The following is a 25,014-nucleotide window of genomic DNA, read 5'->3' as shown; positions in this document are numbered from 1 at the left end:
ACGAAGGACCGGGTCGGTGAGGCCCGCCAGGTCGCGTGGGGCAAGGAACCACGGGGCCGGTGAGCCGTCCGTCGCGGGCGCGGGCGCGGTCCGAAGGAATCACCCCCAGTCCTGGAGGGACCACTTCACATGGCCAAGATCATCGCGTTCGACGAGGAGGCGCGGCGCGGCCTCGAGCGCGGCATGAACCAGCTCGCGGACGCCGTCAAGGTGACGCTCGGCCCCAAGGGCCGCAACGTCGTCCTCGAGAAGAAGTGGGGCGCCCCCACGATCACCAACGATGGTGTGTCCATCGCCAAGGAGATCGAGCTCGAGGACCCGTACGAGAAGATCGGCGCCGAGCTGGTCAAGGAAGTCGCCAAGAAGACGGACGACGTCGCCGGTGACGGTACGACCACCGCGACCGTTCTCGCCCAGGCCCTGGTCAAGGAGGGCCTGCGCAACGTAGCCGCCGGCGCCAACCCGATGGCCCTCAAGCGCGGTATCGAGAAGGCCGTCGAGGCCGTCTCCGGTGCCCTGCTGGAGCAGGCGAAGGATGTCGAGACCAAGGAGCAGATCGCCTCCACGGCCTCCATCTCCGCCGCCGACACCCAGATCGGCGAGCTCATCGCCGAGGCCATGGACAAGGTCGGCAAGGAAGGCGTCATCACCGTCGAGGAGTCCCAGACCTTCGGTCTGGAGCTGGAGCTCACCGAGGGTATGCGCTTCGACAAGGGCTACATCTCGGCGTACTTCGCCACCGACATGGAGCGTATGGAGGCCGTCCTCGACGACCCGTACATCCTGATCGCGAACTCCAAGATCTCCAACGTCAAGGACCTGCTCCCGCTGCTGGAGAAGGTCATGCAGTCGGGCAAGCCGCTGCTGATCATCGCCGAGGACGTCGAGGGCGAGGCCCTGTCGACCCTGGTGGTCAACAAGATCCGCGGCACCTTCAAGTCCGTCGCCGTCAAGGCCCCGGGCTTCGGCGACCGCCGCAAGGCCATGCTCGGCGACATCGCGATCCTCACGGGCGGCGAGGTCATCTCCGAGGAGGTCGGCCTCAAGCTGGAGAACGCGACGATCGACCTGCTGGGCAAGGCCCGCAAGGTCGTCATCACCAAGGACGAGACCACCATCGTCGACGGTGCCGGCTCGGCCGACCAGGTCCAGGGCCGCGTGAACCAGATCCGCGCCGAGATCGACAACAGCGACTCGGACTACGACCGCGAGAAGCTGCAGGAGCGCCTGGCGAAGCTCGCCGGCGGCGTCGCGGTCATCAAGGCCGGTGCCGCCACCGAGGTGGAGCTCAAGGAGCGCAAGCACCGCATCGAGGACGCCGTGCGCAACGCCAAGGCGGCCGTCGAGGAGGGCATCGTCGCCGGTGGTGGCGTGGCCCTGCTGCAGGCCTCCCAGGTCTTCGAGAAGCTGGAGCTCGACGGCGACGAGGCGACCGGCGCCAACGCCGTGAAGCTCGCCCTGGAGGCCCCGCTGAAGCAGATCGCCGTCAACGGTGGTCTCGAGGGCGGCGTCGTCGTGGAGAAGGTCCGCAACCTCCAGGTCGGCCACGGCCTGAACGCCGCGACCGGTGAGTACGTCGACATGATCGCCGAGGGCATCATCGACCCGGCGAAGGTGACCCGCTCTGCCCTGCAGAACGCCGCCTCCATCGCCGCGCTGTTCCTCACCACCGAGGCCGTCATCGCCGACAAGCCGGAGAAGGCCGCGGCCCCGGCCGGCGGCGGCATGCCGGGCGGTGACATGGACTTCTGATCCTTCCGAGGATCGGATCCGTCCGTCAGTACGACCGAGGGCGGCACCCCCTGTTCCGGCAGGGGGTGCCGCCCTCGGGCGTTCCGGGCGCGGGTCTCGTCCCGCTCGCCGGGAGGGTGCGCGGCAGAGGTGCTCCATGACTGAGGTCACACCTGGCCCCCGGGGGGAATTCCCCCCGGGGGCCTCCTGGTTGACGCCGAGCGTGCATTGCATGCGCGTGCACATACTGTCTGGTATGCGACACAGAGGAGCCCCACGTGACCGTCACCTCCCCGGACGCCGCCGCCCGAGCCGCGGGAATACTCTCCCGGCCCGTCGTGATCAACGGCCTCACCGTCCCCAACCGCATCGCCATGGCGCCGATGACCCGGATGTTCTCGCCGGGCGGCGTCCCCGGTGAGGACGTCGTGTCGTACTACTCCCGCCGCGCCGCCGCCGGGGTCGGACTGATCGTCACCGAGGGCACGTACGTGGGGCACGAGTCCGCCGGGATGAGCGACCGGGTGCCGCGGTTCCACGGGGAGGAGCAGTTGGCGGGCTGGGCGAAGGTCGCCGAGGCGGTGCACGCCGCGGGCGGCACGATCGTGCCGCAGCTGTGGCACATCGGCATGGTCCGCGAACAGGGCCAGGCGCCGTACCCCGAGGCCCCGGCGGTCGGCCCGTCCGGGGTGCGCACGGACGGCACCGAGGGCACCGGCAAGGCGATGACGCGGGCCGACATCGACGACGTCGTCGCCGCCTTCGCGCGGGCGGCCGCCGACGCCGAGCGCATCGGCTTCGACGGCGTGGAGCTGCACGGTGCCCACGGCTACCTCATCGACCAGTTCCTGTGGTCCGGCACCAACCGCCGTACCGACTCCTACGGCGGCGACCCGGTGGCCCGCGCGAAGTTCGCCGCGGAGGTCGTGGCCGCGGTGCGCGCGGCCGTGTCGCCGGAGTTCCCCGTCGTCTTCCGCTACTCGCAGTGGAAGCAGGACGCCTACGACGCCCGGCTCGCCGAGACGCCCCAGGAGCTGGAGGCGATCCTCGCCCCGCTCGCCGCGGCCGGTGTCGACGCCTTCCACGCGTCCACGCGCCGCTACTGGCTCCCGGAGTTCGAGGACTCCGACCTCAACCTGGCCGGCTGGACGAAGAAGCTGACCGGCAGGCCCGCGATCACCGTCGGCTCCGTCGGCCTGGACGGGGAGTTCCTCGAGGCGTTCCAGGGGAGGGGCGCCGGGGTCGGCGGGCTCGACGACCTGCTCGACCGGATGGAGCGCGACGAGTTCGACCTCGTCGCCGTCGGCCGCGCGCTGCTCCAGGACCCGGACTGGGCCGCCAAGGTGCTGGCCGGCCGCTTCGACGAGCTGGCGCCGTACGACGCGGCGTCCTTGCGGACGCTCAGCTGAGCCGGTCGGCCTGGCTCAGCCGGGCCGGCTGACCGTTCTCGCGGTGCGGCGCCCCGGGCGGAAGGGGCGCCGCACCGCCGCGTGCGAGGCCCCCCCGCACCCGGATTTCATTTGATTAAGGCAATCAATCGATCTAAAGTTGCCTGAGTCAAGTATTGGCCCGAGTCCCGACGGAGACCTCCTTCATGTCCGACGCACTCGACCGCGCCACCGTGGCCGGGACCGCCCCGCCGCCGAAGCCCGCCGCCGTGGTGCCCGTCCTCGCCTTCGCCGGCATCGTGGTCTCGCTGATGCAGACCCTGGTGATCCCGATCGTGGGGCAGCTGCCGCAGTACCTCAACGCCTCCGCGTCGGACGCCGCCTGGGCCGTCACCGCCACCCTGCTCGCCGCCGCCGTCGCCACCCCGGTCATGGGCCGGCTCGGCGACATGTACGGCAAGCGCCGCATGCTGCTGCTCAGCATGGCCATGCTGGTCGTCGGCTCCGTCGTCGCCGGGCTCAGCGACTCGCTGGTGCCGATGATCGTCGGCCGCGCCCTGCAGGGCCTGTCCGCCGGTGTGATCCCGCTCGGCATCAGCATCCTGCGCGACGAACTGCCCGCGGAGCGGCTGGGCTCGGCGACCGCCGTGATCAGCGCCTCGCTCGGTGTCGGCGGCGCCCTGGGGCTGCCCACCGCCGCGCTGATCGCGGACAACTTCGACTGGCACGCCCTGTTCTGGACCTCCGCCGCGCTGGGTGTCGTCGCGCTGGTCCTGGTGGCGGTCCTCGTCCCGGAGTCGGCGGTGCGCACCGGCGGACGGTTCGACGTCGTGGGCGCGGCCGGGATGGCCGCCGGGCTGATCTGCCTGCTGCTGGCGATCTCCAAGGGCGCCGACTGGGGCTGGGCGAGCGGCACCACCCTCGGTCTGTTCGCGGTGGCCGCGGTCGTCCTGGTGGCCTGGGGCTTCTACCAACTGCGCGTCGACCAGCCGCTGGTGGACCTGCGCAGCACCGCCCGCCCCCAGGTGCTGATCACCAACCTCGCCTCGGTGGCGATCGGCTTCGCCATGTTCTCGATGTCGCTGGTCATCCCGCAGCTGCTCCAGCTGCCCGAGCGGACCGGCTACGGCCTCGGCCAGTCCCTGCTCTCGGCCGGTCTGGTGATGGCGCCGTCCGGTCTGGTGATGATGGCGCTGGCTCCGGTGTCCGCGCTGGTCTCCCGCGCCAGGGGCCCGAAGGTCACGCTGATGATCGGCGCGCTCGTCGTGGCCGCCGGCTACGGCCTGAACGTCCTGCTGATGGACGAGGTCTGGCACTTCGTGCTGGCGTCCTGCGTCATCGGCGCCGGCATCGGCTTCACCTACGGCGCCATGCCCGCGCTGATCATGGGCGCGGTGCCCGCCTCCGAGACGGGCGCCGCCAACAGCCTGAACACCCTGATGCGTTCCATCGGCACGTCCGTCGCCGGCGCCGTCGCCGGTGTCGTGCTGGCGCAGATGACGACGCGGTTCGGCCCGTACGCGCTGCCCGGCGAGGACGGCTTCCGTACGGTGCTGGCGCTCGGCGCGGCGGCCGCGCTGACCGGTTTCGCCATCGCCGCGTTCATCCCGCGGCAGCGGGCCGCGGGAGCGCTCGCGGCGGGCGAGGGCGCGCCGGGGGCGGCCGTCGGGGCCTCCCGGGCGTAGTACCGCCGCTGTGGCGACGGCCGCCGTACCGGGTCTCCCGGTGCGGCGGCCGTTCGCGGTGCGGCGGCGGGTCGGCTAGAGGCCGCCCATCGGCTCGATGTCGACCCGCACCGGGATGCCCCACACGCGCAGCACCTCGTAGTCGGTGAACTCGTGCACGATGCGGTAGGCCATGGCGGGGCGCGGTCCGCGCCGCTGCGCGGCGAGGAAGAGTTCGGCCTCGCGCCGGTCCCGGCGCGGGGTGCCGCACAACTGCCACGTCTGCCCGTTCCACAGTTCCGGCAGCCAGCGCTGCTGCGGCTGCGGCCGGTCCCCGCGCACCCCGTACCGGGACGGCGCGGGATCGGCGGGCCGGGCCTGCGGGGCGGGGCCGTTGAACTCGGCGCGGCGGGCGGCGCGGCGCCGGGTCTCGCAGAGCAGGCACAGGTCGGGGGCGCTCTCGTCGACCGGCCCCGTGGGGTGCTCGGCGCAGCGCGTGCTGGGCACGGCCGTGGTGACGCTCTCCTCCAGCAGGTCCAGGGCCCGCCGCAGGTCGTCCTTCACTTCGTGCAGCCGGGCGTCCGGGGTGTCGGCGGACAGTGCCTCGCCGTGTTCACCCAGGACACGCAGGGCCCGGCCCAGGGCGGTGAGCTGCGCATGGTTCATGGTGGCTTCTCCGGGTGGGGGACAGGTCCAGTATCCATCCCGGCGCGGCCCGGGTCAGTCGGCCGCCGCCGCCAGTGCCGCGCGCAGGTGGCCGCCGGACTCGGTGAGGAGCCGGGCCGCGGTGGGGCCGTCCACGCCGGTCAGGAGGACCAGGATCGCGGGTTTGACCTCGCCGTCCGTGGCGGCCAGGGCGCGCTCCACGGCGTCGTCGTCCGCCCCCGTCGCCTGGGCGACGATGCGGCGGGAGCGGGCGCGCAGCTTCTCGTTCGAGGCGCGGACGTCGACCATCAGGTTCCCGTAGGTCTTGCCCAGCCGGATCATCGTGATCGTCGACAGCATGTTCAGCACGAGCTTCTGGGCCGTGCCGGCCTTGAGGCGGGTGGAGCCGGTGAGGAACTCCGGGCCCACGACCACCTCGATGCCGTGGTCGGCCGCCGCCGCCAGCGCGCTGCCCCGGTTGCAGGACAGGCCCACGGTGAGGGCGCCGCGTCCGCGGGCGCAGGTGACGGCGCCGATGGCGTACGGGGTGCGGCCGGAGGCGGAGATCCCGACCACCGTGTCGTCGGCGGTCAGCTCCAGCGCGGCCAGGTCGGCCGCGGCCAGCTCCTCGGAGTCCTCGGCGCCCTCGACGGAGGTGACCATGGCGGCCGGGCCGCCCGCGATGAGGCCGACGACCCGGTCCGGGTCGGTGTTGAACGTCGGCGGGCACTCGGAGGCGTCCAGCACGCCCAGCCGTCCGGCGGTGCCCGCGCCGGCGTAGACCAGCCGCCCGCCGCGGGCCATCCGCTCCGCGACGGCGTCGACGGCGGCGGCGATCGCCGGTACCTGCTCGGCCACGGCGCCGGCCACGACGGCGTCCTCGCCGTTCATCAGGCGGGCGATGTCGAGGGTGGGCAGCCGGTCGACGTCCGCCAGCTCGGGCCGGTACGCCTCGGTGGTCAGGGTCTCCAACTGGGAGCGGACGTCGCGGTGGTGGGAGGCAGCAGGCATGGGCGGCTTTCCGGTTCGGGGTGGGTCGGACGCCCCGGGGCGCGGGGCGGGGTCGGTGTGCGGCTCGGCCGCGCGGGCGCGATCGGTCACGGATCACCGTCGGACGACACGGCGGGGCGGCGCCCTACGGCCCTCTGCGAGCCGCCCGGTGCCGGTGCGCCAGCGCCTCGTACGACGCAGCCAGCGCCGGCGCCGCCGCGTCGTAGGTCCGCTGGGCGACCCCCACGAACAGGCAGTCCACGACCAGCAGCTGGCCCGTCCGGGAGGACATCGCGGCCGGGCGCAGCTCGCTCTCGCGGGCCGTGGACGTGGTCAGGACGTGGTCGGCGTACTGCGTGACGGGACTGTCCGGGCGGCCGGTGACCGCGACGGTGGTCGCCCCGTGCTCGAAGGCCACCCGGAGCGGTTCTATGACGTCCCCGGTGGTCCCGGAGTGGGTGATGGCGATCGCCACGTCACCCGGGCGGAGCTGCACCGCGTTGGTGACGGCGAGGTGCGGGTCGCTGTGGGCGTGCGCCAGCAGGCCTATGCGCAGCAGCTTCTGGGTGAGGTCCTGGGCGACGAGCCCGGACGCGCCGACGCCGTACACGTCGGTGCGGCGGGCGCCGGCCAGCGCGGTCACGGCCGCCGCGAGCTGCACGGTGTCCAGTCCGGCGGCGGTGTCGGCGAGGGTCTGCTGCTCGTCGTAGGCGAGCTTGGCCACCACGTCGGCTATCGGGTCGTCCACCGCGATGTCCGTGGTGATGGCCGGCGCGCGCCCGGACTGCTGCTGGGCGGCGAGACCGGCCAGCGCGAGGCGCAGGTCGCGGTAGCCGGGGTAGCCGAGCAGGCGGGCGGTGCGGACGACGGTGGCCTCGCTGGTGCCGGTGAGCTCGGCGAGTCCGGTGACCGTGAGGGCCGCGCAGCCGGCCGGGTCGTCGGCGACGGCCTCGGCGACCCGCTGCATGGAACGCGTCATCGACGGCGCCAGCGTGCGCACCTTGGCCGCGAGGGCGGCGGGCGCGGGCGGCGCGGGCGCGGAACCACCGCCGGCGAAAATTTCCTTCACGTCATCGGTCACACCCTGAAAGATATTTTCGGCGCGGCCCCGTGGTCAAGAGTGCGCACAATGGGGGCATGGACCCCGAGCACCACGGCGACCACGGCACCCACCCGGTCGTCCCCCTGGAACAAGCTTTGCACGCCGCGCGCGCCCTCGTGCTGGCCGATCTGGTCGCGCGCGAGGTCGCCGAGGCGGACGTGGTGTCCCTGGTCGAGGACTCCGTGGCGCACCGGCGCTGGTGGGTCGAACAGTGGCCGGAGGGCGCCGGGTTCCTCGCCGGGCTGGTCGCCCAGGACGTGCAGGACGCCCTGCTGGAGCGGTACGGGCGCTGGCCGCTGTGCCCGGTGTGCGGCACGGGCGACCCGCACGCGCTGGAGGTGGAGCCGGAACTCGGCCCCGACCCGCACTGGGTGTGCCACAAGGCGGGCGTCAGGGTCGCGGCGGTCGGCGGACTGGGCGGAGCGGTGACCTCGTGACCGTGTACATCGACCCGCCCACCTGGCCGGGCCACGGCCGGCTCTGGTCCCACCTGGTGAGCGACGTCTCGTACGCGGAACTGCACCTGTTCGCCGCCGGACTGGGCGTCCCGCGCCGCGCCTTCGAGCGGGACCACTACGACATCCCCCAGCACCGGTACGCCGACGCGGTGCGCGCGGGCGCGGTCGAGGTCAACAGCCGCGAGGTGGTGCGGCTGCTGCACGCGGCGGGGCTGCGGCGGCGCAAGGGGACGGCGGCGGCTCAGCCGCGGAGTTCGTAGGTGAGCTGCCCCGCGTCCTCGCCGGCCCGGGTGAAACCGGCGCGGGCCACGACGTTCTGCGAGGGCACGTTCTCCTGTTCGACGACGGCGACCACCGTCCGTACGCCGTCCTGCTCCAGCGCCCGGTGCGACAGCGTGCGCAGCGCCTCGGTGGCGTAGCCGTTGCCGCGGGCTCCCGGGACGAGGTCGTAGCCGATCTCGACCCGGCCGTCCCCGCCGGGGGCGCCGTGGAAGCCCATCGCGCCCACCGCGCGGTCGTCCTCGCGCCGGACCAGCACGTACATGCCCCACTCGGGGTGGAACGCGCCTTCCTCGTACTGCTTCACCATGATCCCGGCGCCCTCCCGGGTGCCCTCGGCGGCGGCCCCGCCGACCCACTCGTAGCCGCCGTCGCCGGCGAGCGACAGGTCGGCGGCGGTGGCCGGGGTGACGCCCTCCAGGGTGAGCCGCTCCGAGCGGAGCACCGGGTTGTTGCTCCACTTCCACGCGGTGACCGGCTCCCGGCCGGGCAGGTCGCCGCGCCCGGTGGCCCACAGCAGGGTCGGCCACGGCTCCGGGCCGGGCCGGACCCGGGGGAAGATCCGGGTCAGGACGAAGGAGGCCAGGCCGGCGGGTGGTTCGTAGCCGATGCCGAGTCCCTCGGCGATGTCGTGGGTGTGCAGCAGCACTTCGGCCACGCCCATCGCGGCGAAGCCCTCGCGGTTGGCGTGCCGGTAGGGGTACGGGTGGAAGGCGCGGGCCGCGCGGGGGGTGGTGCGGACGGCGGCGGCGAGCAGGGCGCCGGTCGTGGTGATCACCTGGAGGGCGCCGGTGTTGTCGGTGTCCTCGTCGAGTCCGAAGGCGAAGGGCGTGTAGGCGTCCTGGGCCCGGCCGGCGAGCTGTGCCGCGTAGGCGATGAAATCGCTCGCGATGTGCTCCGCCGTCCTGCGGCAGTCCCACTCCAGCCGTCCGGCCCTCACCTCTTCCCAGTTCCGGTCGGTGACCGCCCCGAGCGCCGTCACGCAGTCCGCGACGGCTTCCTCCACCTGTTCCGCTCCCAGCGCACGCATGCCGGGCAGGTTAGGCGGGTGGCGGCGTCGGAGTCGACAGCATTTCCAGCTCGCCGCGCAGGTTGTAGCGGGCGGTGGCCTCCCAGTGCTCCTGCCCGTGCGGCGTGCGGAACAGGCGCGGCAGGGCGAGGAGTTGGCGCAGTACGTCGGCACGGCCGGCGCGGAAGGCGTCGTTCGGCACGAAGGAGTACTCCTCGCGGACGGCGGCGGTGTACGCGGCGTAGGAGGACGGTGGGGCGGCGAGGATCGCCAGGTCGGCGTCGCACAGCACCTGCCCGTCGCGGTCGTCGCCGGCCGGGTCGTGCGTGACCGTGAGCCGCACCAGCCGGGCGACCTCGGCGGTCTTCACCGCGGACACCCCGGCCTCGGGGAGCGCCCGCTCGGCGAGCCGGGCGGAGCGTTCCTCGTTCTCGGACCGCTCCGGCAGGTACACGGCGTCGTGGAACCAGGCGGCGAGCCGTACGACATCGGGGTCGGCCGCGTGGTCCGCCAGGGCGTCGACGTGGTCGAGGACCGCCGTGAGGTGGGTGAGCGTGTGGTAGTGCCGCTGGGGTTCTTGCCAGCGCCCGATCAGGTCGTCCGCGTACGGCAGCGGATCGGGGCCGCCGCCGGGTCCGCGGGCCCCCTCCAGGGCGCGGGCGAAACGGGCACGAAGGGCTTCGGTGTCGGCCATGGCCCCATTGTCCCCTCGGCCCCGCTGTCCCCGGGAGCGGTCACGGTACCCGGCCGGCCGCCCGGTGAGAGGCGGGAGTTAATTGCGTATCCGTACTCACGGCTTCCGGATAGTGGGCCGGTGGGCGGGCTCGTAGGTTCCTGACACCGGTTCACCGAACGTTCAACCATCGCGGCGGACACCCCGTCGCGGTCGCGTTCGGCCGGACGGGTCGTGCTCGCCCGCGTCCCCCCACCCGGCCGCCCAGCCCAGTGGCTCACCTGGCCGGCCGGAACGCGGGCGAGCACGCACCGGCCCCTGGGGCCCGGCCTCCCGACGAGTCGGGTTCCAGGTGAAGGAGGAGGGCTTGCCGGTGCCGGGGGGACCGGCAAGCCCCTCCTCGCACTAGCGTGGCGGGCATGACGACTCCTGCGGATGTGCACGACGTACGAGACCCCGAACTGCCCGGGCGACTGCTGACCGTCGAGCGGGACGTGCTGGTCCCGCTGCTGCGGGGGCGGGCCGACGCGGACTTCGCGCTGCCGGTGACGGCCTGTCCGGGCTGGACGGTGCGGGACGTGCTGGCGCACTGCTCGGCGGCGCTGTCGCGGGTGGTGGAGAGCCGGTTCGAGAAGGGCGTGTTCTCGCCCGGGAGCAACGAGCGGGACATCGCGGAGCGCGCCCAGTGGGCGAACTCCCGGGTCGTGGACGAGCTGGAACGGGGGATGACCGAGGCCGGGCCGCTGATCGCCAAGGCGGGCGGGGTGCTGGACGTCCTCGCGCTGGGCGAGTGGGTGCACGCCGGGGACGTACGGGTCGCGCTCGGCGAACCGGGCGCGTACGCGGGCGCGGGCCTGCCGTACGCGCTGGAGCTGCTGGCGCAGGTCACCTGTCTCAAGGGGCACCTCTCCCTGCACGCCGACCTCGACGACGCCGACGAGCCGCTGCGGCTGGGCGGCACCTCGGGGGAGCGTCCCCCGGCCCGCTACATCGGCGACGGCCCGACACTCGTACGGCTGTACGCGGGGCGTCCCGTGGACGGGGCCTCCTACGAGCTGGCGGGGGCGGAGGCGGCGGAGCTGAACATCTTCGGGGACTGACCGCCCGGGGGAGGGCGGGGCGGCGCCGGACGGGGCGTAGGGTTGGATTGGACTAGACCTGTAGTGGACAGATCTGTCCTGTAGCAGCCGACCGCGTCACGACCGAGCCCGAGGATTGGGGTCCCATGAGCAAGCGTGCAGTCCTGGAGGTGATCGCCCTCGACGTCGAGGACGCGGTCGCCGCCCAGGCCGGAGGTGCGGACCGCCTCGAACTGGTCACGGACATGGCCGCCGACGGGCTCACGCCGGCGGCCGCGACCGTCGCGGGGATCCGGGCGGCCGTGGACCTGCCGGTCCGGGTGATGCTGCGGCTCGCGGACGGGTTCGCCGCGGGGGACGTCCCGCGGCTGGTGGCGGCGGCGGGCGCGATGCGGGAGGCGGGGACGGAGGAGTTCGTGCTGGGCTTCCTCGACGCGGACGGGGACGTGGACCTGGGGGCGGTGGAGCGGGTCGCCGGGGCGCTGGAGGGGTGCCGGTGGACGTTCCACCGGGCCATCGACCGGGCCGCCGACCGGGGGGCGTTGCGCAAGCAGCTCGCGGACTTCCCCGGGCTGGACACGTACCTGACGGCCGGGGCGGCCGGGGGTGTGGATGCCGGGCTGCCGACGCTGCTCGCGGAGGCGGGGCGGCGGGGGGAGCCGGGGTACGAGCAGCAGCTGCTGGTGGGGGGTGGGCTGCGGCTGGAGCACGTGCCGGTGCTGCTGGAGGCCGGGATCGACGCCTTCCACATCGGGGGCGCGGCCCGGCCGGGGGGCTGGGACGGGCCGGTCTCGGCGGGGGCCGTCGCGGAGTGGCGGCGGGTGCTGGGGGACTGAGCCTTCGCCTCTCCGGCACCGGCGTGGGTGCGGGCCGGGGGTGGTTGCGCGGCCCGGCGTGCGCGGGGCGCCGTCGCGCCCGCCCGCGGAGCACGGAGGGGCGGCGGGCGGCGGCTACGTCAGCTGGGCGGGGAGGGGGGTCCGGTGGGTCATGACGAGGCCGGAGACCGCTCGGGTGAGGGTGACGTAGAGGCGGCGGAGGCCGGTGCGTTCGTCGGGTTCGGCGTCGACCACGGCGCGGGGTTCGTCGAGGAGCACGTAGTCGTACTCGAGGCCCTTCGCCAGGGATGCCGGCACCAGGGTCAGGCGGGTGGTGGGGGTCGTCTCCTCCCCGGGGGCGACGTAGGTGATGCCGGCCGCCGTGAGGGCCCGCGCCAGTTCCGGGACGCGGGCGTCCGCCGCGATCAGGCCCACCGAGCCCTCGTTGCCGAGGAGTTCGCGGCAGGCGGCGACCACGTCGTCCGTGCCCTCGGACGGGCGCACCTCGAAGAAGCCCGGGTTCTCGCGGATCGACGCCACCGGGGTCAGGCCCGGCGCGATGTGCGGGAGAAGCCGGGAGGCGTAGGTGATGACGTCCGTCGGGACGCGGAAACCGGCCGTGAGTTCCTCGATCACGGCGTCCGGCTTGCCCAGGTGGAGCAGGGCCTCCTCCCAGCTGCGCGTGGCCCACGGGGTGGTGCCCTGGGCCAGGTCGCCGAGGACGGTGGCGGAGCCGGTGGTGCAGCGGCGGCCCACCGCCCGGTACTGCATGGGGGACAGGTCCTGCGCCTCGTCGAGCACCACGTGCCCGAGGGAGTGCGTGCGCCGGACCAGGTCGGCCGCCTCGTCGATCAGTACCGCGTCCGCGGACGACCACGTCGCCGACTTCACCGAGCGGGCGGGCTTCGCCCACAGGATCGTCTTCTGCTCCCGCTCGTCGAGCAGTCCCTCCGCGTGCTCGGCGAGGAACTCCGGGTCGCTCAGCAGCCGCAGCACCAGCTTCGCCGGCTCGACGGCCGGCCAGAGCGTCTTCACCGCCGCCTTCACCGCGGCGTTGCGCGCCACCGCGTCCTGCACCCGGTCGTCGGGTGCCTCGCCCGCCCGCTCCATCTGCACCAGCACGGCGTGCGCGATGCGCTGCGGCAGGGCCTCGCGGGCGGCGCCGTAGCGCATGTCGCGGTCGAGTAACTGCCGTACCAGTTCCTCCAGTTCGTAGGCGGGGACGCGCCAGCGGCGTGATCCGCGCACGACCACGACCGGTTCGGTGGGCATCGCGACGTGGGAGTAGAGGGCCCGGCGCAGGACCTCGGCCATCCGGGCGTCGCCCTTGACGACCGCCGCCGCCGCCTCGTCCTCGCCGCGCACCTCGACGTGCGCCACCAGGTCGTCCACCGTGGCCTGCGCGACCGTGAGCTCGCCGAGCGCGGGCAGCACCTGCTCGATGTAGTGCAGGAAGGACCGGTTCGGGCCGACGACCAGTGTGCCGGTGCGGGCCAGCCGCTCGCGGTGGGCGTAGAGGAGGTAGGCGACCCGGTGCAGGCCGACGGCCGTCTTCCCGGTCCCGGGGCCTCCCTGCACGCAGACGCTGCCGGACAGGCCGGACCGTACGATCTCGTCCTGCTCGGGCTGGATGGTGGCGACGATGTCGCGCATCGGGCCGACGCGCGGACGTTCGATCTCCTGCTGGAGCAGCTTGCTGGTGGTGGCGCCCCCGGCGGAGCCGGAGAGCGTCACTGCCGCCGGCCCGGAGAGGTGCTCGTCCTCGTACGCGGTGAGGTCGCCGCCGGTGTAGCCGAAGCGGCGGCGCAGCCCGACGTCCAGCGGGTCCTTCCTCGACGCCCGGTAGAACGGCTGGGACACCGGCGCACGCCAGTCGATCACCATCGGGTCGCCGTCCGCGTCGTGCACATGGCGGCGTCCGATGTAGAACTGCTCCCCCCGCGCTCCCTCGGCCCCGTCCGCGCCGGGGGCGTGCAGGTAGTCGAGGCGGCCGAAGAACAGCGGGGTGTCGCTGAGGTCGGCGAGTGCCCTGACGCGTTCCTCGATCTGGCGCTGGAGGACGGCCGCGTTGACCCAGTTCGCGGTGACGTCGCTGATGTCGAGGGCCTCCGCGTCCTCGCGCATGGCGCGCAGCGCGGAGCGGGACGCGGCGAGGTGGGAGCGTTCGCGGGCGAGCGGGTCGTCGTCGTGGGTGCTCGCGGGTTCGTCGAGGGGCGTGGACGCGGACAAGGGGGTGCCTCCGGGTGGCCTGCCGGGCCTGCTGGTGGGGTGGTGCGGAATGCCGGCCGGTTTCCGTCCGGACGGCGGCGCTCCGTGAGGGAGGCGGCAAGAGCGGAGATTCTAGGACGGGCGGCCGGTGCGGTCCAAACGGTTTGTGCGCCCGGGCGGGCGGTGGGGCGGGCGGGCGGCGGGGCGGGCGCCCGGGGGTGGTCCCGCCCCCGCCGCGCCCCCCGCGGTACCGGTCGGGTCAGTTCGTACGGGAGGAGCCGCCGGCTTCCCGCACACCGGGCGCGTCGGCCGGCCGTCCCGGTGCCGTGGTCAGCGAGGCGAGCAGGGCGAGCCGTTCGGCGTCCTCGCTGCCCGGCGCGGCGTGGTAGACCGCGAGCGTCGTCCCGTCGGGGCCGTCGACGTCCAGTTTCGACATGGTGAGGTGCAGCCGGCCGACCTGGGGATGGTCCATCGCGATCGGCCCGTCGCCCGTCGTCCGCACGTCGTGGCGCGCCCACACCTGCCGGAACTCCTCGCTGGCCAGAGACAGTTCGCCGACGAGCCGGACGATCCGCGGGTCGTCGACGTCGGACCCGAGGCGGCGGCGGAAGGCGGCGACGCAGCGGGCGGCGGTGTGGGACCAGTCCGAGTGCAGGGCCTGTTCGGCGGGGTCGAGGAAGAACGACCGGAGCCGGTTCTCCCCCACCCGCAGACCCGGGGCCAGGGCGGTGGCGAGCGGGTTGGCGGCGATCACGTCGAGGGACCGGTCCGTGACGAAGGCCGGCAGTCCGATCGCGTCGAGCAGTTGGGCCGTGGCCGGCGGAACGGCCTGCCGCCGGGGTCGGCGGTGGGTGCGGGGGCGCGGCGCGGCGAGCTGGTGGAGGTAGCCGGTGGCGGTGTCGTCGAGGCGGAGCACCCGGGCGAGCGCGTCGAGGACCTGCACGGACGGGTTGCGGTCGCGGCCCTGTTCCAGCCGCAGGTAGTAGTCGGAGCTGATGCCGGCGAGCATGGCCACTTCCTCGCGGCGCAGCCCCGGCACCCGGCGCGTCCCGTGGGTCGGCAGTCCGATGTCCCCGGGCGTCACCAGCTCCCGGCGGGCGCGGAGGTAGTCACCGAGCAGGTTCTCCTCAGGCATGCCGTTCATGGTAGGCGCGCCGGGCCGTCCGTCCCTGGCCCTGTCACTCCCAGGAACGGCAGGGACCTGGGCGGGCGGGCCCGTGGCACGGACGGTGGGGGCATGAGTACTTCGACCACCTCGACCACCTCCCTCCCCGGCGGCACCTGGACGATGGGCGACCTGACCGTCACCCGGTTCGGCTACGGGGCCATGCAGCTGGCCGGGCCCGGCGTGATGGGGCCGCCCGCCGATCACGACGGCGCGCTCGCGGTGCTGCGCGAGGCCGTGCGTCTCGGCATCACCCACATCGACACCGCCGACGCCTACGGGCCGCACGTCACCAACCGGCTGATCCGCGAAGCGCTGCACCCCTACCCCGACTCCGTGCACGTCGTGACCAAGGTGGGGGCGGTCCGCGACGCCCGGGGCGGCTGGCCCACGGCCCGGGAGCCGGACGACCTGCGCCGGGCCGTCCACAGCAACCTCGAACACCTCGGCGTGGAGTCGCTGGACCTGGTCAACCTCCGGCTCGGCAACGCGCAGGGACCGCAGCCCGGCTCGCTTGCCCGGGCGTACGAGACCCTCGCCGAACTCCAGCGGGAGGGCCTGATCCGGCACCTGGGCCTGAGCAACGCCACCGCCGACCAGATCGCCGAGGCGGAGAGCATCGCCCCGTTCATGTGCGTGCAGAACCTCTACAACCTCGCCCACCGGCAGGACGACGACCTCGTCGACCGGCTCGCCGAGCAGGGCATCGCCTACGTGCCGTTCTTCCCGCTGGGCGGCTTCAGCCCGCTGCAGTCCGGGGCCCTGTCCGCCGTGGCCGCCCGGCTCGGCACCCGCCCGCTGCCGGTCGCCCTGGCCTGGCTGCTGCACCGGTCGCCCAACATCCTGCTCATCCCCGGGACGTCGTCGGTGGCGCACCTGCGGGAGAACGTCACCGGCGCGGGCCTCGCGCTGTCCGAGCGGGACCTCGCCGAGCTGGACGCGATCGGTCGCTGACCGCCCGGCCCCAGGGGAGTCCGACACCCCCTAGGGGACGGCCCGTCCCGCCCGAGGGGGACGGGTCGTCCCGGAGGCGTACGCGGCGGGCCGGCGGATCGGTCCCTTCGACCGATGCCCGCGCCGGGGCCGGAGAGCAACCATGGAGACATGAGCGCAGCGACCCTCCACCCGACCACACCGCCGGTCAGGCCGACCGGCGCGACCCCGGTCCAGGGCAGTCATCCGCACCGTCTCGGTGACGCCCTGCGCGCCGTCAAGGTGTTCCTCGGCGCCGCCTTCGACGTGATCGTCCTCGGTGAGTACGGCGAGGAAGCGGGCGTCCGCCGCAGGTAGGCGCCGGCCCCTTCACCGGCCCGGGGGACGCGCCGCCGGGCGGGCCCCTACTCCTGCGCCGAAGGCGGCCCGGCGCTGTCGTCCGCGTCCGTCCCGGAGCGGGTCTGGAGGATGTCTCGCGCCTGCTCGGCCGCGCGGATGAGGGTCTCGGTGGTGTAGTCGAGGAAACGGGCGGCGTTCTCCAGGCGGACGGCCGCCGGTGTGCCGCGCCCCATGATCTCCACGCCCTGCCGTGAGGTCTCGGCGATCTGCGCGGTGGACCGCGCGCTCGACATCATCGACTGGTACCAGATGTCCTCGTCGAAGCAGTAGCGCTCGCGGCGGCCTTCGCCGCGGTGCCGGCGGATGAGGTCCTGGCTCTCCAGGTACGTGATCGCCTTGGAGATGGACGCCGGGCTGACCTGGAGGTGCTGGGCGAGTTCGGCGGCCGTGAGGCTGGGACGGTCGGTGAGGGTGAGGCAGGCCATGATGCGGGCCATCATCTTGGGCGTGCCCGACGCTATGAAGACGGTGGTGAGGGTCTCCTCGTAGGCGCGTACGGCCTCCGCGTCGCGTCCGTGGCCGTCGGCGTGCGCCGTCGCTCCCCGGGGCGTGGTCTGCTGCCTGCGCCGGTGGGCGCGGCGTTCGGTGGCGCGGTGGGCCAGATCGGCGCGGTAGGAGGTGGGGCCGCCGTTGCGCATCACCTCGCGGGTGATCGTGGAGGTGGGGCGGCCGAGCCGCCGGGCGATCTCCGCGTAGGCGAGCCCGTCGGCCAGTCCCAGGGCGATCTGCTGGCGTTCCTGCTGGGTGAGCCTGCCTCCGGGCACGGTGCTCCCCTTCCGTGGTCGTGGTGCCGCCAGAGTAGCGTTAACGTCCCAATCATTGCAACGCTACCCCACCCCTTGTTGCGTTACTGCGCAGAGCTATTGCAATGAAAAAGGCGGTCTGACCTGCATAGACCCCAACTCAATGCAATAACAACGTTGCCCAAATCATGAACGCAACGTAGCGTTTCCGGTGTCAGAAACAACGGCCCGAAGGAGCGCACGATGCAGTTCGACACCCCCGCCCCGGTCTCGGTCGTCCTCGACGTGCCCGCGGGCCGTATCCGGTTCGTCGCCGCGGACCGGGCCGACACCGAGGTCGAGGTCCTGCCCGCAGACCCCACGAAGGGCCGCGACAGGAAGGCCGCGGAGCTGGTCGAGGTCGCCTGTGCGGACGGGGTGCTGCGGATCGGGGTCCCGGCGCCGCAGCGCCCCCTGCTCGGCCCGGCGTCCGGAGCCGTCGAGATCACCGTCCGGCTGCCGGCCGGCTCCCGCGTCGAGGGGAAGGCGGCCGCCGCCGGGCTCCGGGGCGTCGGACGGCTCGGCGACGTCGTCTTCGAGGGCGCGCAGGGACCGGTCGAGATCGACGAGGCCGCGAGCGCACGCCTCACCGTCCACGCCGGTGACGTCACGGTCGGCCGCCTCGGCGGTCCCGGGGAGATCAGCACCCGGAAGGGCGACATCCGCGTCACCGAGGCCGTGGGCGGCACGCTCACGCTCCGCACGGAGCACGGCGACATCACCGTCGGCGCCGCCCGCGGGGTGTCCGCCTCCCTCGACGCCGGCACCGGCTACGGCCGGATCGACAACACGCTCAGGAACGCCGACGGCGCCGCCGCCGGCCTGACCGTCCACGCGACCACCGCCCACGGCGACATCACCGCCCGCAGCCTGTGAACCCGAATCGGAGAACCCCCCCATGACCGGCTTGGCCATCGCGGCGAACGGGCTGCGCAAGTCCTACGGCGACAAGGTCGTGCTCGACGGCGTCGACCTGTCCGTCCCGGAAGGCACGATCTTCTCCCTGCTCGGCCCGAACGGCGCCGGCAAGACCACCGTCGTCAAGATCCTCTCCACCCTCGTCACCGCGGACGCCGGTGACCTGCGGGTCGGCGGGCACGACCTCGCCACCGACCCGCAGGCGGTCCGGGCGGCCATCGGCGTCACCGGACAGTTCTCCGCCGTGGACGGCCTGATCACCGGCGAGGAGAACATGCTGCTGATGGCGGACCTGCACCACCTCTCCCGGCGCGAGGGACGGCGGGTCGCCGCCGAGCTGCTGGAGCGGTTCGACCTCACCGAGGCGGCGAGGAAGCCCGCCTCCACCTACTCCGGCGGCATGAAGCGCCGCCTCGACATCGCCATGACCCTGGTCGGCAGCCCGCGGATCATCTTCCTCGACGAGCCGACCACCGGTCTCGACCCGCGCTCCCGCCACACCATGTGGCAGATCATCCGCGAACTCGTCGCGGGGGGCGTCACCGTCTTCCTCACCACCCAGTACCTGGAGGAGGCCGACGAACTCGCCCACCGCATCGCCGTGCTGCACGACGGCGGGATCGCCGCCGAGGGCACCGCCGACGAACTCAAGCGCATCGTCCCCGGCGGACACGTCCGGCTCCGCTTCACCGACCCGGCCGGCTACCGGTCCGCCGCCGACGCCCTGCGCGAGGCGGCCCGGGACGACGAAGCCCTCGCCCTGCAGATCCCCAGCGGCGGCAGCCAGCGCGAGCTGCGCTCCATCCTCGACTGGCTGGACTCCGAAGGCGTCGAGGCCGACGAACTCACCGTGCACACCCCCGACCTCGACGACGTCTTCTTCGCCCTCACCGGCGGCGCCGCCGTCCCCCACCAGCCCACGGAGGCCGCCCGATGAGCACCCTCGCCCTGGCCGTGCGCGACTCGTCCACCATGCTGCGCCGCAACCTGCTGCACGCGCGGCGCTATCCCTCCCTCACCCTGAACCTGCTGCTCACGCCCGTCATGCTGCTGCTGCTCTTCGTCTACATCTTCGGGGACGTGATGAGCGCGGGCATGGGCGGAGCGGACCGCTCCGCGTACATCGCCTACCTCGTCCCCGGCGTGCTGATGATGACCATCGGCAGCACCACGATCGGCACCGCCGTGTCCGTCTCCATGGACATGACCGAGGGGATCATCGCCCGCTTCCGCACGATGGCCATCCACCGGGGCTCCGTGCTCGTCGGGCACGTCGTCGGCAGCGTGCTGCAGTCGGTGGCGAGCGTGGTCCTCGTCGGTGCCGTGGGCGTGGCCATCGGCTTCCGCTCCACGGACGCCACGGCACTGGAGTGGCTGGCCGCCTTCGGACTCCTGGTCCTGTTCGCGCTGGCGCTCACCTGGATCGCCGTCGGCATGGGATTGGTCAGCCCCAACGCCGAGGCGGCCAGCAACAACGCCATGCCGCTGATCCTGCTGCCGCTGCTGTCCAGCGCCTTCGTCCCGGTCGACGGGATGCCGGGCTGGTTCCGGCCGATCGCCGAGTACCAGCCCTTCACCCCGGCCATCGAGACCCTGCGCGGCCTGCTGCTCGGCACGGAGATCGGCCACAACGGATGGCTGGCCGTGGCCTGGTGCCTGGGCCTGGCGGTGCTCGGCTACTTCTGGTCCGCCGCCAGGTTCGGCCGGGACCCGAGGTAGCACCCGTGACGGGAACACACCCCGTCCCGCCCCCCGGGCGGCGCACTCCGGCACCGTGCCGGAGCGCGCCGCCCCGCCGGCGTATGAGTACGCGCACGCGCCCCGCTGAGTACCCGCGCCGGTGCGCCGCCCGCCGGCGGGCCGTTTCACTGGCCGAATGCGTCACGAGCACACCGACCCCGCCGCCCGGCGGTACCGGGCCGAGCCGGACCCCCGCGCCCGGGTGGCACCCGCCGTGGCCACCTGCCTCGGCGCACTGCTGATGCCGGCGGCGCTCCTCTTCGGGGCGCTGTCCCCCATGGCGACCGACAGCTGCGGCCCCGACAACTGCTCGCGCGCCCTGACGACCGCCCTCTCCGTGATCTGGGGGACCGTGCTCTACGGCGGCCCCGCCGCGACGGTCGCCTGGCTCGCCTCCTGGCTGCTGCCCCGGACCCGCCGCTGGTCGGTGCCGCGGGCCTGGCTGGCCGGCCTCTCCCTGCTGCCCTGGCTGGTCGTCCTGGCGGTGGTGTTCAACCTGCCCGCGGGGTGACGGGCCCGCTCAGCTGTCCGTCAGCAGCTCGTCCGCGTCCATGATCCGGTACGCGTAGCCCTGCTCGGCGAGGAACCGCTGGCGGTGCGCCGCGAAGTCCTGGTCGATGGTGTCCCGGGCGACCACGGAGTAGAAGTGCGCCTGGTGCCCGTCCGCCTTGGGCCGCAGCACCCGGCCGAGCCGCTGCGCCTCCTCCTGCCGCGAACCGAAGGTGCCGGACACCTGGATCGCGACCGTCGCCTCCGGCAGGTCGATCGAGAAGTTCGCGACCTTGGACACGACCAGGACGCTGATCTCGCCCTCCCGGAACGCGTCGAACAGCTTCTCCCGCTGGGCGTTCGACGTCTCGCCCTTGATCACCGGCGCGTCCAGGTGCTCGCCCAGCTCGTCGAGCTGGTCGATGTACTGGCCGATGACGAGGATCTGCTGGCCCGCGAACCGCCGGACGATCGCCTCCGTCACCTTCTGCTTGGTCGCCGTCGTCGAGCAGAACCGGTACTTCTCCTCCTGCTCCGCCGTCGCGTACGCCAGCCGCTCGGACTCGGTGAGGCTGACCCGGACCTCCACGCAGTCGGCCGGGGCGATGTAGCCCTGCGCCTCGATCTCCTTCCACGGCGCGTCGAAGCGCTTCGGGCCGATCAGCGAGAACACGTCCGACTCGCGGCCGTCCTCGCGGACCAGGGTCGCCGTCAGGCCCAGCCGCCGCCGGGCCTGGAGGTCGGCGGTGAACTTGAAGACGGGCGCGGGCAGCAGGTGCACCTCGTCGTAGAGGATCAGGCCCCAGTCCCGGGAGTCGAACAGCTCCAGGTGCGGGTAGACGCCCTTCCGCTTCGTCGTCAGCACCTGGTAGGTGGCGATGGTGACGGGCCGGATCTCCTTCTTCGTCCCGCTGTACTCGCCGATCTCGTCCTCGGTCAGCGAGGTCCGCTTCACCAGCTCGTGCTTCCACTGCCGGGCCGAGACGGTGTTGGTGACCAGGATCAGCGTGGTCGACTTCGCCTGCGCCATCGACCCCGCGCCGACCAGCGTCTTGCCCGCGCCGCAGGGGAGGACGACCACGCCGGAGCCGCCGTGCCAGAAGTTCTCCACGGCCTGCTTCTGGTACGGGCGCAGCGCCCAGCCGTCCTCGACCAGCTCGATGGGGTGCGCCTCGCCGTCCACGTACCCGGCGAGGTCCTCGGCGGGCCAGCCCAGCTTCAGCAGCGTCTGCTTGATCTGCCCGCGCTCCGAGGGGTGCACGACCACCGTGTCGGGGTCGATCCGCGCGCCGACGAGCGGCGCGATCCGCTTGGAGCGCAGCACCTCCTCCAGCACGGGCCGGTCGGTGCTGGTCAGCACGAGACCGTGCGCCGGGTGCCTGACCAGGCTGAGCCGGCCGTAGCGGTCCATGGTGTCGGCGATGTCGACGAGCAGCGCGTGCGGCACCGGGTAGCGGCTGTACTGCACCAGCGCGTCGACGACCTGCTCGGCGTCGTGCCCGGCCGCCCGCGCGTTCCACAGGCCGAGCGGCGTCACCCGGTAGGTGTGGATGTGCTCGGGGGCGCGCTCCAGCTCGGCGAAGGGCGCGATGACCCGCCGGCACTCGTCGGCCTGCTCGTGGTCGACCTCGAGGAGAAGAGTCTTGTCGGACTGGACGATGAGCGGACCATTCACGCGCGGCTGCCTTTCTGCGGCTCGGCGACGGACGCGGCCGGCACTGCACGGCCAAACGTCCAGTTTGCCTGATCCCGCGCCACCGGTGCCCCGCGCTGCCCGGACCGCCCGGGCGGCAACGGCGTGAGCTTGTTCACCAGCGGGCCGGCGCGGGGCGCACCCGCCCGCCCCCGCGTCCGGGCGGGTCAGCCCTCCTCGTCGGCCAGCTCCGCCACGCCCGTGATCCTGTGCAGCGGATACGTGCGGACCTCCTCGGCGGTGTGGTCGTACGCCGTGACGAAGCCGCCCTCGACGCGGACCGGGGCGATCACGCGCTGGCTCGCCGCGCCCTCGGCGTTGACGTAGCCGATCCACAGGACCTCGCCGGTGAGGACGGCGGCCTGCAGGGTGGCGAGGGTGTCGGCGGCGGTCGTCCGCGGCAGCTCGCCGTCCCCGGAGCGGTCCCCGGCGGCCGCCCTGCGCGGCGCGGTGGCGGCGAGGTCGCCGGCGCGGACGGCCCGCACCGCCGCGTGCAGCAGCGTGTCGTCGGGGACGGGCGGCCCGTCCGGGACCGGCTCGGGGGGCGTGCGGGGCGGGGTGCGGCGGGCGTCGGCGCGGGTGATGAGGACATCGCCCTCGGCGGACTCGGCGGCCGGCGCGAAACCCATCGCGCGCAGCCCCTCCAGCAGTCCGGCCGGGTCGGCCTGCGCGGCCAGCACGGTCGGGGCGAGCCGGCGCAGCCCGAGCGCGGCGGCACGCCGGTCGGCGAGGATCTCGCCCAGCATCGCGTCGTCGTCGCAGCGGACGTACGCCGACGCGGCACCGACCCGCAGGTGCCCGTGCCGGCGGGCGACGTCGTCGATCAGGTACGCCAGCGGCTGCGGGACGGGCGTACGGGAGTGCGTGGTGAGGAAGGCGTGCAGGTCGGAGGCGGTCCGGCCGGCGTCGAGTGCGCGCCGTACCGAACCGGGCGTGAACCGGTAGACCGTCGCGCCACCCTTCGACTCCACGTCCGCGAGGACCCCCAGCATGTCGGCGAGCGGCCGCTCCAGCGGGCCCGGCGCCACCGCCGTCAGGTCGGCCTGGAGGAGCACGTGGTCCAGCGGCTCGGGCAGCAGCGGCGCGAGCAGCCGGGCGGCGGCAGCGGAGGCGATGTCCCGCTCGGCGGGCGAGAGCGGGGCGGGCACGGGAGCGGGCGGGGCGGGCCGGTGGTGGACGGGCAGCTTGTCGCCGGGCCCCGAGGGCTCCGCCTCCTCCGGGCGCCGGGGCGCGGGCGCGCCGATCAGCGCCCGCCCGTGCGAGGAGAGGGCGCCGCGTCCGGTGACCCCGAGCATCTCGGCCTCGGACAGCGTCCACCGCGCCAGCCGGCTCCGCAGGTCGTCCCCGCCCTCCCCGTCGGCCGGCGTGCCGCGCCCGCCGTCGCCCGGCTGTCCCGCCGCTCCGCGGGGACCGCCGTCGGCCGGCGTGACACCGCCCCGCCCGCCCCGCGGCGGCCGTTCCCACCGCAGCCGGGCCAGCACCGACCCGGTGGCCGGGGCGGCGCCCTCCGGCAGGGCGGCCAGCAGGGTCAGCACCCGGTGCCGCACCTCCGGGGCCGCCGAGCGGTCCAGACCCGGGCCCAGCGCCGCCAGGCTGTGGTCCTTGGCGTCCCGCCCGCCGACCAGCCCCGCCGACCGGGTCGCCGCCAGCCACGCCGTGGCCAGCCGGGCCCACCGCTCCGCGTCGGGCCGCTCCAGCCACTCGTCGTACGCGGGCGTCGCCGCATACCGCTCGTCCGCCTCGCCGTCGGAGGCCAGCAGCCCGGCCGCGTAGGCCAGTTCCACCCAGAACGCGGCCACCGGCTCGGTCACGTCGAGGGCCACGGCGGTCCGCTTCAGGTCGCGCACGCTCAGCCCGCCCGCCCGCAGCACCGGCGGACCGCCCTCGTGCCAGTCCTTCAGCAGCTCCTCGACCGTCGCCAGCGCCGTGTGGGCCTGCCCGGCCGCCGTCGCGTCCACCACCTGCGGACGGTGCGTGGCGGCCGCCTCGACCGGCGGCGGCACCGGCTCCGGCGTGCGGTGCGCCCGCCCCGCCCGCAGCCGCAGCGCCACCTCGCGCGGCAGGACGACCGTCCCGGGCGCCGTCGGCAGCAGCAGCCCCCGGTCCAGCAGCCAGCGCAGCCGGGGCGCCGGATCCGCGGTCACCTGCCCGTACGGCGGGCCCCACACGAGCCGCTCCAGCACCTCCACGGACTCCGCCGGTGCCTCGTCGAGCAGCGCGGACATCCGCACCGGGTCGCTGAACAGGGCGGTCAGCGCGGTCACGGCGGAGACGGAGTCGTGGGTGGTGGGAAGTCCCGCCGTCGTCACGATCTCCTGGATCCGTCCCGGCGACATCCCCGCCGTGGCCTCCCGCACCGTCGGGCCGAGCCCGGTCGGCGACGGGTGCTGCGGCGACGGCGCCAGCAGCTCCCGGGCCGTGCGGACCAGCCGCAGCCGGTCGTCGCCGCCCCACACCAGGGCCTGCTCGCGCAGCACGGCGAGCGCGCGCGGCAGCGCGGCGGAGACCGCGGGGTCGGCGTCACCGCCGTCGTCGCCCGCGAGCAGCGCGAGCAGTTCCCCGTACGCCGCCGGGTCCTCGGCCACGGCCAGCGCCTGGGCGGTCTGCAGCGTGAACCGGTCCAGCCGCTCCAGGGCGCGCACCACCGAGGCGCGGGTGCCGGCGCGGGTGGCGAGCTGGGTGAGATCGGTGGGCACGGGCGTGATGAGGTCCGGCCGGCTGCGCAGCAGCGCGGCCAGGGAGGCGTCGTCCCGCTCCCGGAGGGCCTCGGCGAGGGATCGGGGGGCCGCCGCGGGCTTGTCCTCGGTGCTCATCCGCCTCACGTTAGCGGGTGGGCACGTCCGCGGGGTGCCGG

General features: G+C 74.0%; 23 protein-coding genes. 13 read left to right on the top strand and 10 right to left on the bottom strand.

The window, feature by feature from the left end; genetic code table 11:
- Positions 1-129 precede the first annotated feature (129 nt).
- From groL to IE118_RS28585, 3 genes are all read left to right on the top strand, one after another.
- Positions 130-1,752 carry a chaperonin GroEL gene (gene groL, locus IE118_RS28595; protein WP_189560975.1) on the top strand — a complete coding sequence of 541 codons (1,623 nt, stop codon included), beginning with the start codon at positions 130-132 and terminating at the stop codon, positions 1,750-1,752.
- 257 nt (positions 1,753-2,009) lie between these two features.
- Positions 2,010-3,140, top strand: coding sequence for an NADH:flavin oxidoreductase (locus IE118_RS28590; protein WP_189560974.1), 1,131 nt, complete (start codon positions 2,010-2,012; stop codon positions 3,138-3,140).
- Positions 3,141-3,325: 185 nt separating this feature from the next.
- On the top strand, positions 3,326-4,804 hold the full coding sequence (locus IE118_RS28585; RefSeq protein ID WP_189560973.1) for an MFS transporter: 1,479 nt from the start codon (positions 3,326-3,328) through the stop codon (positions 4,802-4,804).
- Positions 4,805-4,879: 75 nt separating this feature from the next.
- Here IE118_RS28585 and IE118_RS28580 read toward each other — a convergent pair whose 3' ends face one another.
- The 3 genes from IE118_RS28580 to IE118_RS28570 all read right to left on the bottom strand — a co-directional run bounded on the left by IE118_RS28580 (position 4,880) and on the right by IE118_RS28570 (position 7,499).
- The gene (locus IE118_RS28580) at positions 4,880-5,449 is read right to left on the bottom strand and encodes a hypothetical protein (protein ID WP_189560972.1); all 570 of its coding nucleotides are present in this window, start codon (positions 5,447-5,449) and stop codon (positions 4,880-4,882) included.
- 54 nt (positions 5,450-5,503) lie between these two features.
- Positions 5,504-6,439 carry an N-acetylmuramic acid 6-phosphate etherase gene (murQ, locus tag IE118_RS28575; RefSeq protein WP_189560971.1) on the bottom strand — a complete coding sequence of 312 codons (936 nt, stop codon included), beginning with the start codon at positions 6,437-6,439 and terminating at the stop codon, positions 5,504-5,506.
- A gap of 124 nt (positions 6,440-6,563) precedes the next feature.
- Entirely contained in the window at positions 6,564-7,499 is a 936-nt protein-coding gene (locus IE118_RS28570) for a MurR/RpiR family transcriptional regulator (protein ID WP_189560970.1), read from the bottom strand.
- 56 nt (positions 7,500-7,555) lie between these two features.
- Between IE118_RS28570 and IE118_RS28565 the strand changes: the two genes are divergently transcribed.
- A complete protein-coding gene (locus tag IE118_RS28565) occupies positions 7,556-7,957 on the top strand; it encodes a DUF8819 family protein (protein ID WP_189560969.1) in 402 nt (133 codons plus the stop codon).
- Complete coding sequence (locus IE118_RS28560; RefSeq protein WP_189560968.1) at positions 7,954-8,238, top strand: DUF4031 domain-containing protein; 285 nt, start codon at positions 7,954-7,956, stop codon at positions 8,236-8,238. Before IE118_RS28565 ends, IE118_RS28560 begins: the two co-directional genes overlap by 4 nt.
- On the opposite strand, the gene IE118_RS28555 is transcribed toward IE118_RS28560, so the two are convergent.
- Together IE118_RS28555 and IE118_RS28550 are read right to left on the bottom strand one after the other, a co-directional pair.
- A complete protein-coding gene (locus IE118_RS28555; protein ID WP_229846973.1) occupies positions 8,220-9,287 on the bottom strand; it encodes a GNAT family N-acetyltransferase in 1,068 nt (355 codons plus the stop codon). The genes IE118_RS28560 and IE118_RS28555 overlap by 19 nt on opposite strands.
- A 10-nt stretch (positions 9,288-9,297) precedes the next feature.
- A complete protein-coding gene (locus tag IE118_RS28550) occupies positions 9,298-9,960 on the bottom strand; it encodes an HD domain-containing protein (RefSeq protein WP_189560967.1) in 663 nt (220 codons plus the stop codon).
- Positions 9,961-10,358: 398 nt separating this feature from the next.
- Here IE118_RS28550 and IE118_RS28545 point away from each other — a divergent pair, with 398 nt between their 5' ends.
- Positions 10,359-11,039, top strand: coding sequence for a maleylpyruvate isomerase family mycothiol-dependent enzyme (locus tag IE118_RS28545; protein WP_189560966.1), 681 nt, complete (start codon positions 10,359-10,361; stop codon positions 11,037-11,039).
- A gap of 125 nt (positions 11,040-11,164) precedes the next feature.
- Positions 11,165-11,854 carry a copper homeostasis protein CutC gene (locus IE118_RS28540; protein WP_189560965.1) on the top strand — a complete coding sequence of 230 codons (690 nt, stop codon included), beginning with the start codon at positions 11,165-11,167 and terminating at the stop codon, positions 11,852-11,854.
- Positions 11,855-11,968: 114 nt separating this feature from the next.
- Here the strand turns inward: IE118_RS28540 and IE118_RS28535 are convergent, their stop codons facing one another.
- Together IE118_RS28535 and IE118_RS28530 are read right to left on the bottom strand one after the other, a co-directional pair.
- Positions 11,969-14,062 (bottom strand): HelD family protein, encoded by a 2,094-nt coding sequence (locus tag IE118_RS28535; RefSeq protein ID WP_189560964.1) that lies wholly within the window; start codon positions 14,060-14,062, stop codon positions 11,969-11,971.
- A 238-nt stretch (positions 14,063-14,300) separates the two neighbouring features.
- Positions 14,301-15,185, bottom strand: a complete 885-nt coding sequence (locus IE118_RS28530; RefSeq protein ID WP_189560963.1) for a helix-turn-helix domain-containing protein — start codon at positions 15,183-15,185, stop codon at positions 14,301-14,303.
- A gap of 93 nt (positions 15,186-15,278) precedes the next feature.
- Here IE118_RS28530 and IE118_RS28525 point away from each other — a divergent pair, with 93 nt between their 5' ends.
- Both IE118_RS28525 and IE118_RS28520 read left to right on the top strand, forming a co-directional pair.
- A complete protein-coding gene (locus tag IE118_RS28525) occupies positions 15,279-16,160 on the top strand; it encodes an aldo/keto reductase family oxidoreductase (RefSeq protein WP_189560962.1) in 882 nt (293 codons plus the stop codon).
- Between the two features lie 150 nt (positions 16,161-16,310).
- Positions 16,311-16,496, top strand: a complete 186-nt coding sequence (locus IE118_RS28520; protein ID WP_189560961.1) for a hypothetical protein — start codon at positions 16,311-16,313, stop codon at positions 16,494-16,496.
- A 47-nt stretch (positions 16,497-16,543) separates the two neighbouring features.
- Here IE118_RS28520 and IE118_RS28515 read toward each other — a convergent pair whose 3' ends face one another.
- A complete protein-coding gene (locus tag IE118_RS28515) occupies positions 16,544-17,302 on the bottom strand; it encodes a MarR family transcriptional regulator (RefSeq protein ID WP_189560960.1) in 759 nt (252 codons plus the stop codon).
- 222 nt (positions 17,303-17,524) lie between these two features.
- On the opposite strand from IE118_RS28515, the gene IE118_RS28510 reads away from it, so the two are divergent.
- The 4 genes from IE118_RS28510 (at position 17,525) to IE118_RS28495 (ending at position 20,489) form a co-directional block, all read left to right on the top strand.
- Positions 17,525-18,196: a DUF4097 family beta strand repeat-containing protein gene (locus IE118_RS28510; protein ID WP_189560959.1), complete on the top strand. Its 672-nt coding sequence runs from the start codon at positions 17,525-17,527 to the stop codon at positions 18,194-18,196.
- Between the two features lie 22 nt (positions 18,197-18,218).
- Positions 18,219-19,175 (top strand): ATP-binding cassette domain-containing protein, encoded by a 957-nt coding sequence (locus IE118_RS28505; RefSeq protein WP_189560958.1) that lies wholly within the window; start codon positions 18,219-18,221, stop codon positions 19,173-19,175.
- Positions 19,172-19,957: an ABC transporter permease gene (locus IE118_RS28500; protein WP_189560957.1), complete on the top strand. Its 786-nt coding sequence runs from the start codon at positions 19,172-19,174 to the stop codon at positions 19,955-19,957. The genes IE118_RS28505 and IE118_RS28500 overlap by 4 nt, the downstream gene beginning before the upstream one ends.
- Positions 19,958-20,114: 157 nt before the next feature.
- Positions 20,115-20,489, top strand: coding sequence for a hypothetical protein (locus IE118_RS28495; protein ID WP_189560956.1), 375 nt, complete (start codon positions 20,115-20,117; stop codon positions 20,487-20,489).
- A 9-nt stretch (positions 20,490-20,498) separates the two neighbouring features.
- On the opposite strand, the gene IE118_RS28490 is transcribed toward IE118_RS28495, so the two are convergent.
- Both IE118_RS28490 and IE118_RS28485 read right to left on the bottom strand, forming a co-directional pair.
- The gene (locus IE118_RS28490; RefSeq protein WP_189560955.1) at positions 20,499-22,142 is read right to left on the bottom strand and encodes a DNA repair helicase XPB; all 1,644 of its coding nucleotides are present in this window, start codon (positions 22,140-22,142) and stop codon (positions 20,499-20,501) included.
- 185 nt (positions 22,143-22,327) lie between these two features.
- Positions 22,328-24,973: a helicase-associated domain-containing protein gene (locus tag IE118_RS28485; protein ID WP_189560954.1), complete on the bottom strand. Its 2,646-nt coding sequence runs from the start codon at positions 24,971-24,973 to the stop codon at positions 22,328-22,330.
- Positions 24,974-25,014: the final 41 nt, after the last annotated feature.

Origin of the sequence: Streptomyces pilosus, assembly GCF_014649835.1 — a bacterium.
Lineage (GTDB): Bacteria > Actinomycetota > Actinomycetes > Streptomycetales > Streptomycetaceae > Streptomyces > Streptomyces pilosus.
Note: the sequence above shows the minus strand (reverse complement) of the source record. Positions and strands in the feature narration are given on the sequence as shown.

Bases quoted from the DNA above. Each gene is read 5' to 3' on its own strand.
- IE118_RS28545 (WP_189560966.1), top strand. From the start codon at position 10,359: ATGACGACTCCTGCGGATGTGCACGACGTACGAGACCCCGAACTGCCC.
- murQ (WP_189560971.1), bottom strand. From the start codon at position 6,439: ATGCCTGCTGCCTCCCACCACCGCGACGTCCGCTCCCAGTTGGAGACC.
- IE118_RS28530 (WP_189560963.1), bottom strand. From the start codon at position 15,185: ATGAACGGCATGCCTGAGGAGAACCTGCTCGGTGACTACCTCCGCGCC.
- IE118_RS28500 (WP_189560957.1), top strand. From the start codon at position 19,172: ATGAGCACCCTCGCCCTGGCCGTGCGCGACTCGTCCACCATGCTGCGC.
- IE118_RS28525 (WP_189560962.1), top strand. From the start codon at position 15,279: ATGAGTACTTCGACCACCTCGACCACCTCCCTCCCCGGCGGCACCTGG.
- IE118_RS28550 (WP_189560967.1), bottom strand. From the start codon at position 9,960: ATGGCCGACACCGAAGCCCTTCGTGCCCGTTTCGCCCGCGCCCTGGAG.
- IE118_RS28565 (WP_189560969.1), top strand. From the start codon at position 7,556: ATGGACCCCGAGCACCACGGCGACCACGGCACCCACCCGGTCGTCCCC.
- IE118_RS28555 (WP_229846973.1), bottom strand. From the start codon at position 9,287: ATGCGTGCGCTGGGAGCGGAACAGGTGGAGGAAGCCGTCGCGGACTGC.
- IE118_RS28580 (WP_189560972.1), bottom strand. From the start codon at position 5,449: ATGAACCATGCGCAGCTCACCGCCCTGGGCCGGGCCCTGCGTGTCCTG.
- IE118_RS28585 (WP_189560973.1), top strand. From the start codon at position 3,326: ATGTCCGACGCACTCGACCGCGCCACCGTGGCCGGGACCGCCCCGCCG.
- IE118_RS28505 (WP_189560958.1), top strand. From the start codon at position 18,219: ATGACCGGCTTGGCCATCGCGGCGAACGGGCTGCGCAAGTCCTACGGC.
- IE118_RS28495 (WP_189560956.1), top strand. From the start codon at position 20,115: ATGCGTCACGAGCACACCGACCCCGCCGCCCGGCGGTACCGGGCCGAG.
- IE118_RS28510 (WP_189560959.1), top strand. From the start codon at position 17,525: ATGCAGTTCGACACCCCCGCCCCGGTCTCGGTCGTCCTCGACGTGCCC.
- IE118_RS28540 (WP_189560965.1), top strand. From the start codon at position 11,165: ATGAGCAAGCGTGCAGTCCTGGAGGTGATCGCCCTCGACGTCGAGGAC.
- IE118_RS28520 (WP_189560961.1), top strand. From the start codon at position 16,311: ATGAGCGCAGCGACCCTCCACCCGACCACACCGCCGGTCAGGCCGACC.
- groL (WP_189560975.1), top strand. From the start codon at position 130: ATGGCCAAGATCATCGCGTTCGACGAGGAGGCGCGGCGCGGCCTCGAG.
- IE118_RS28485 (WP_189560954.1), bottom strand. From the start codon at position 24,973: ATGAGCACCGAGGACAAGCCCGCGGCGGCCCCCCGATCCCTCGCCGAG.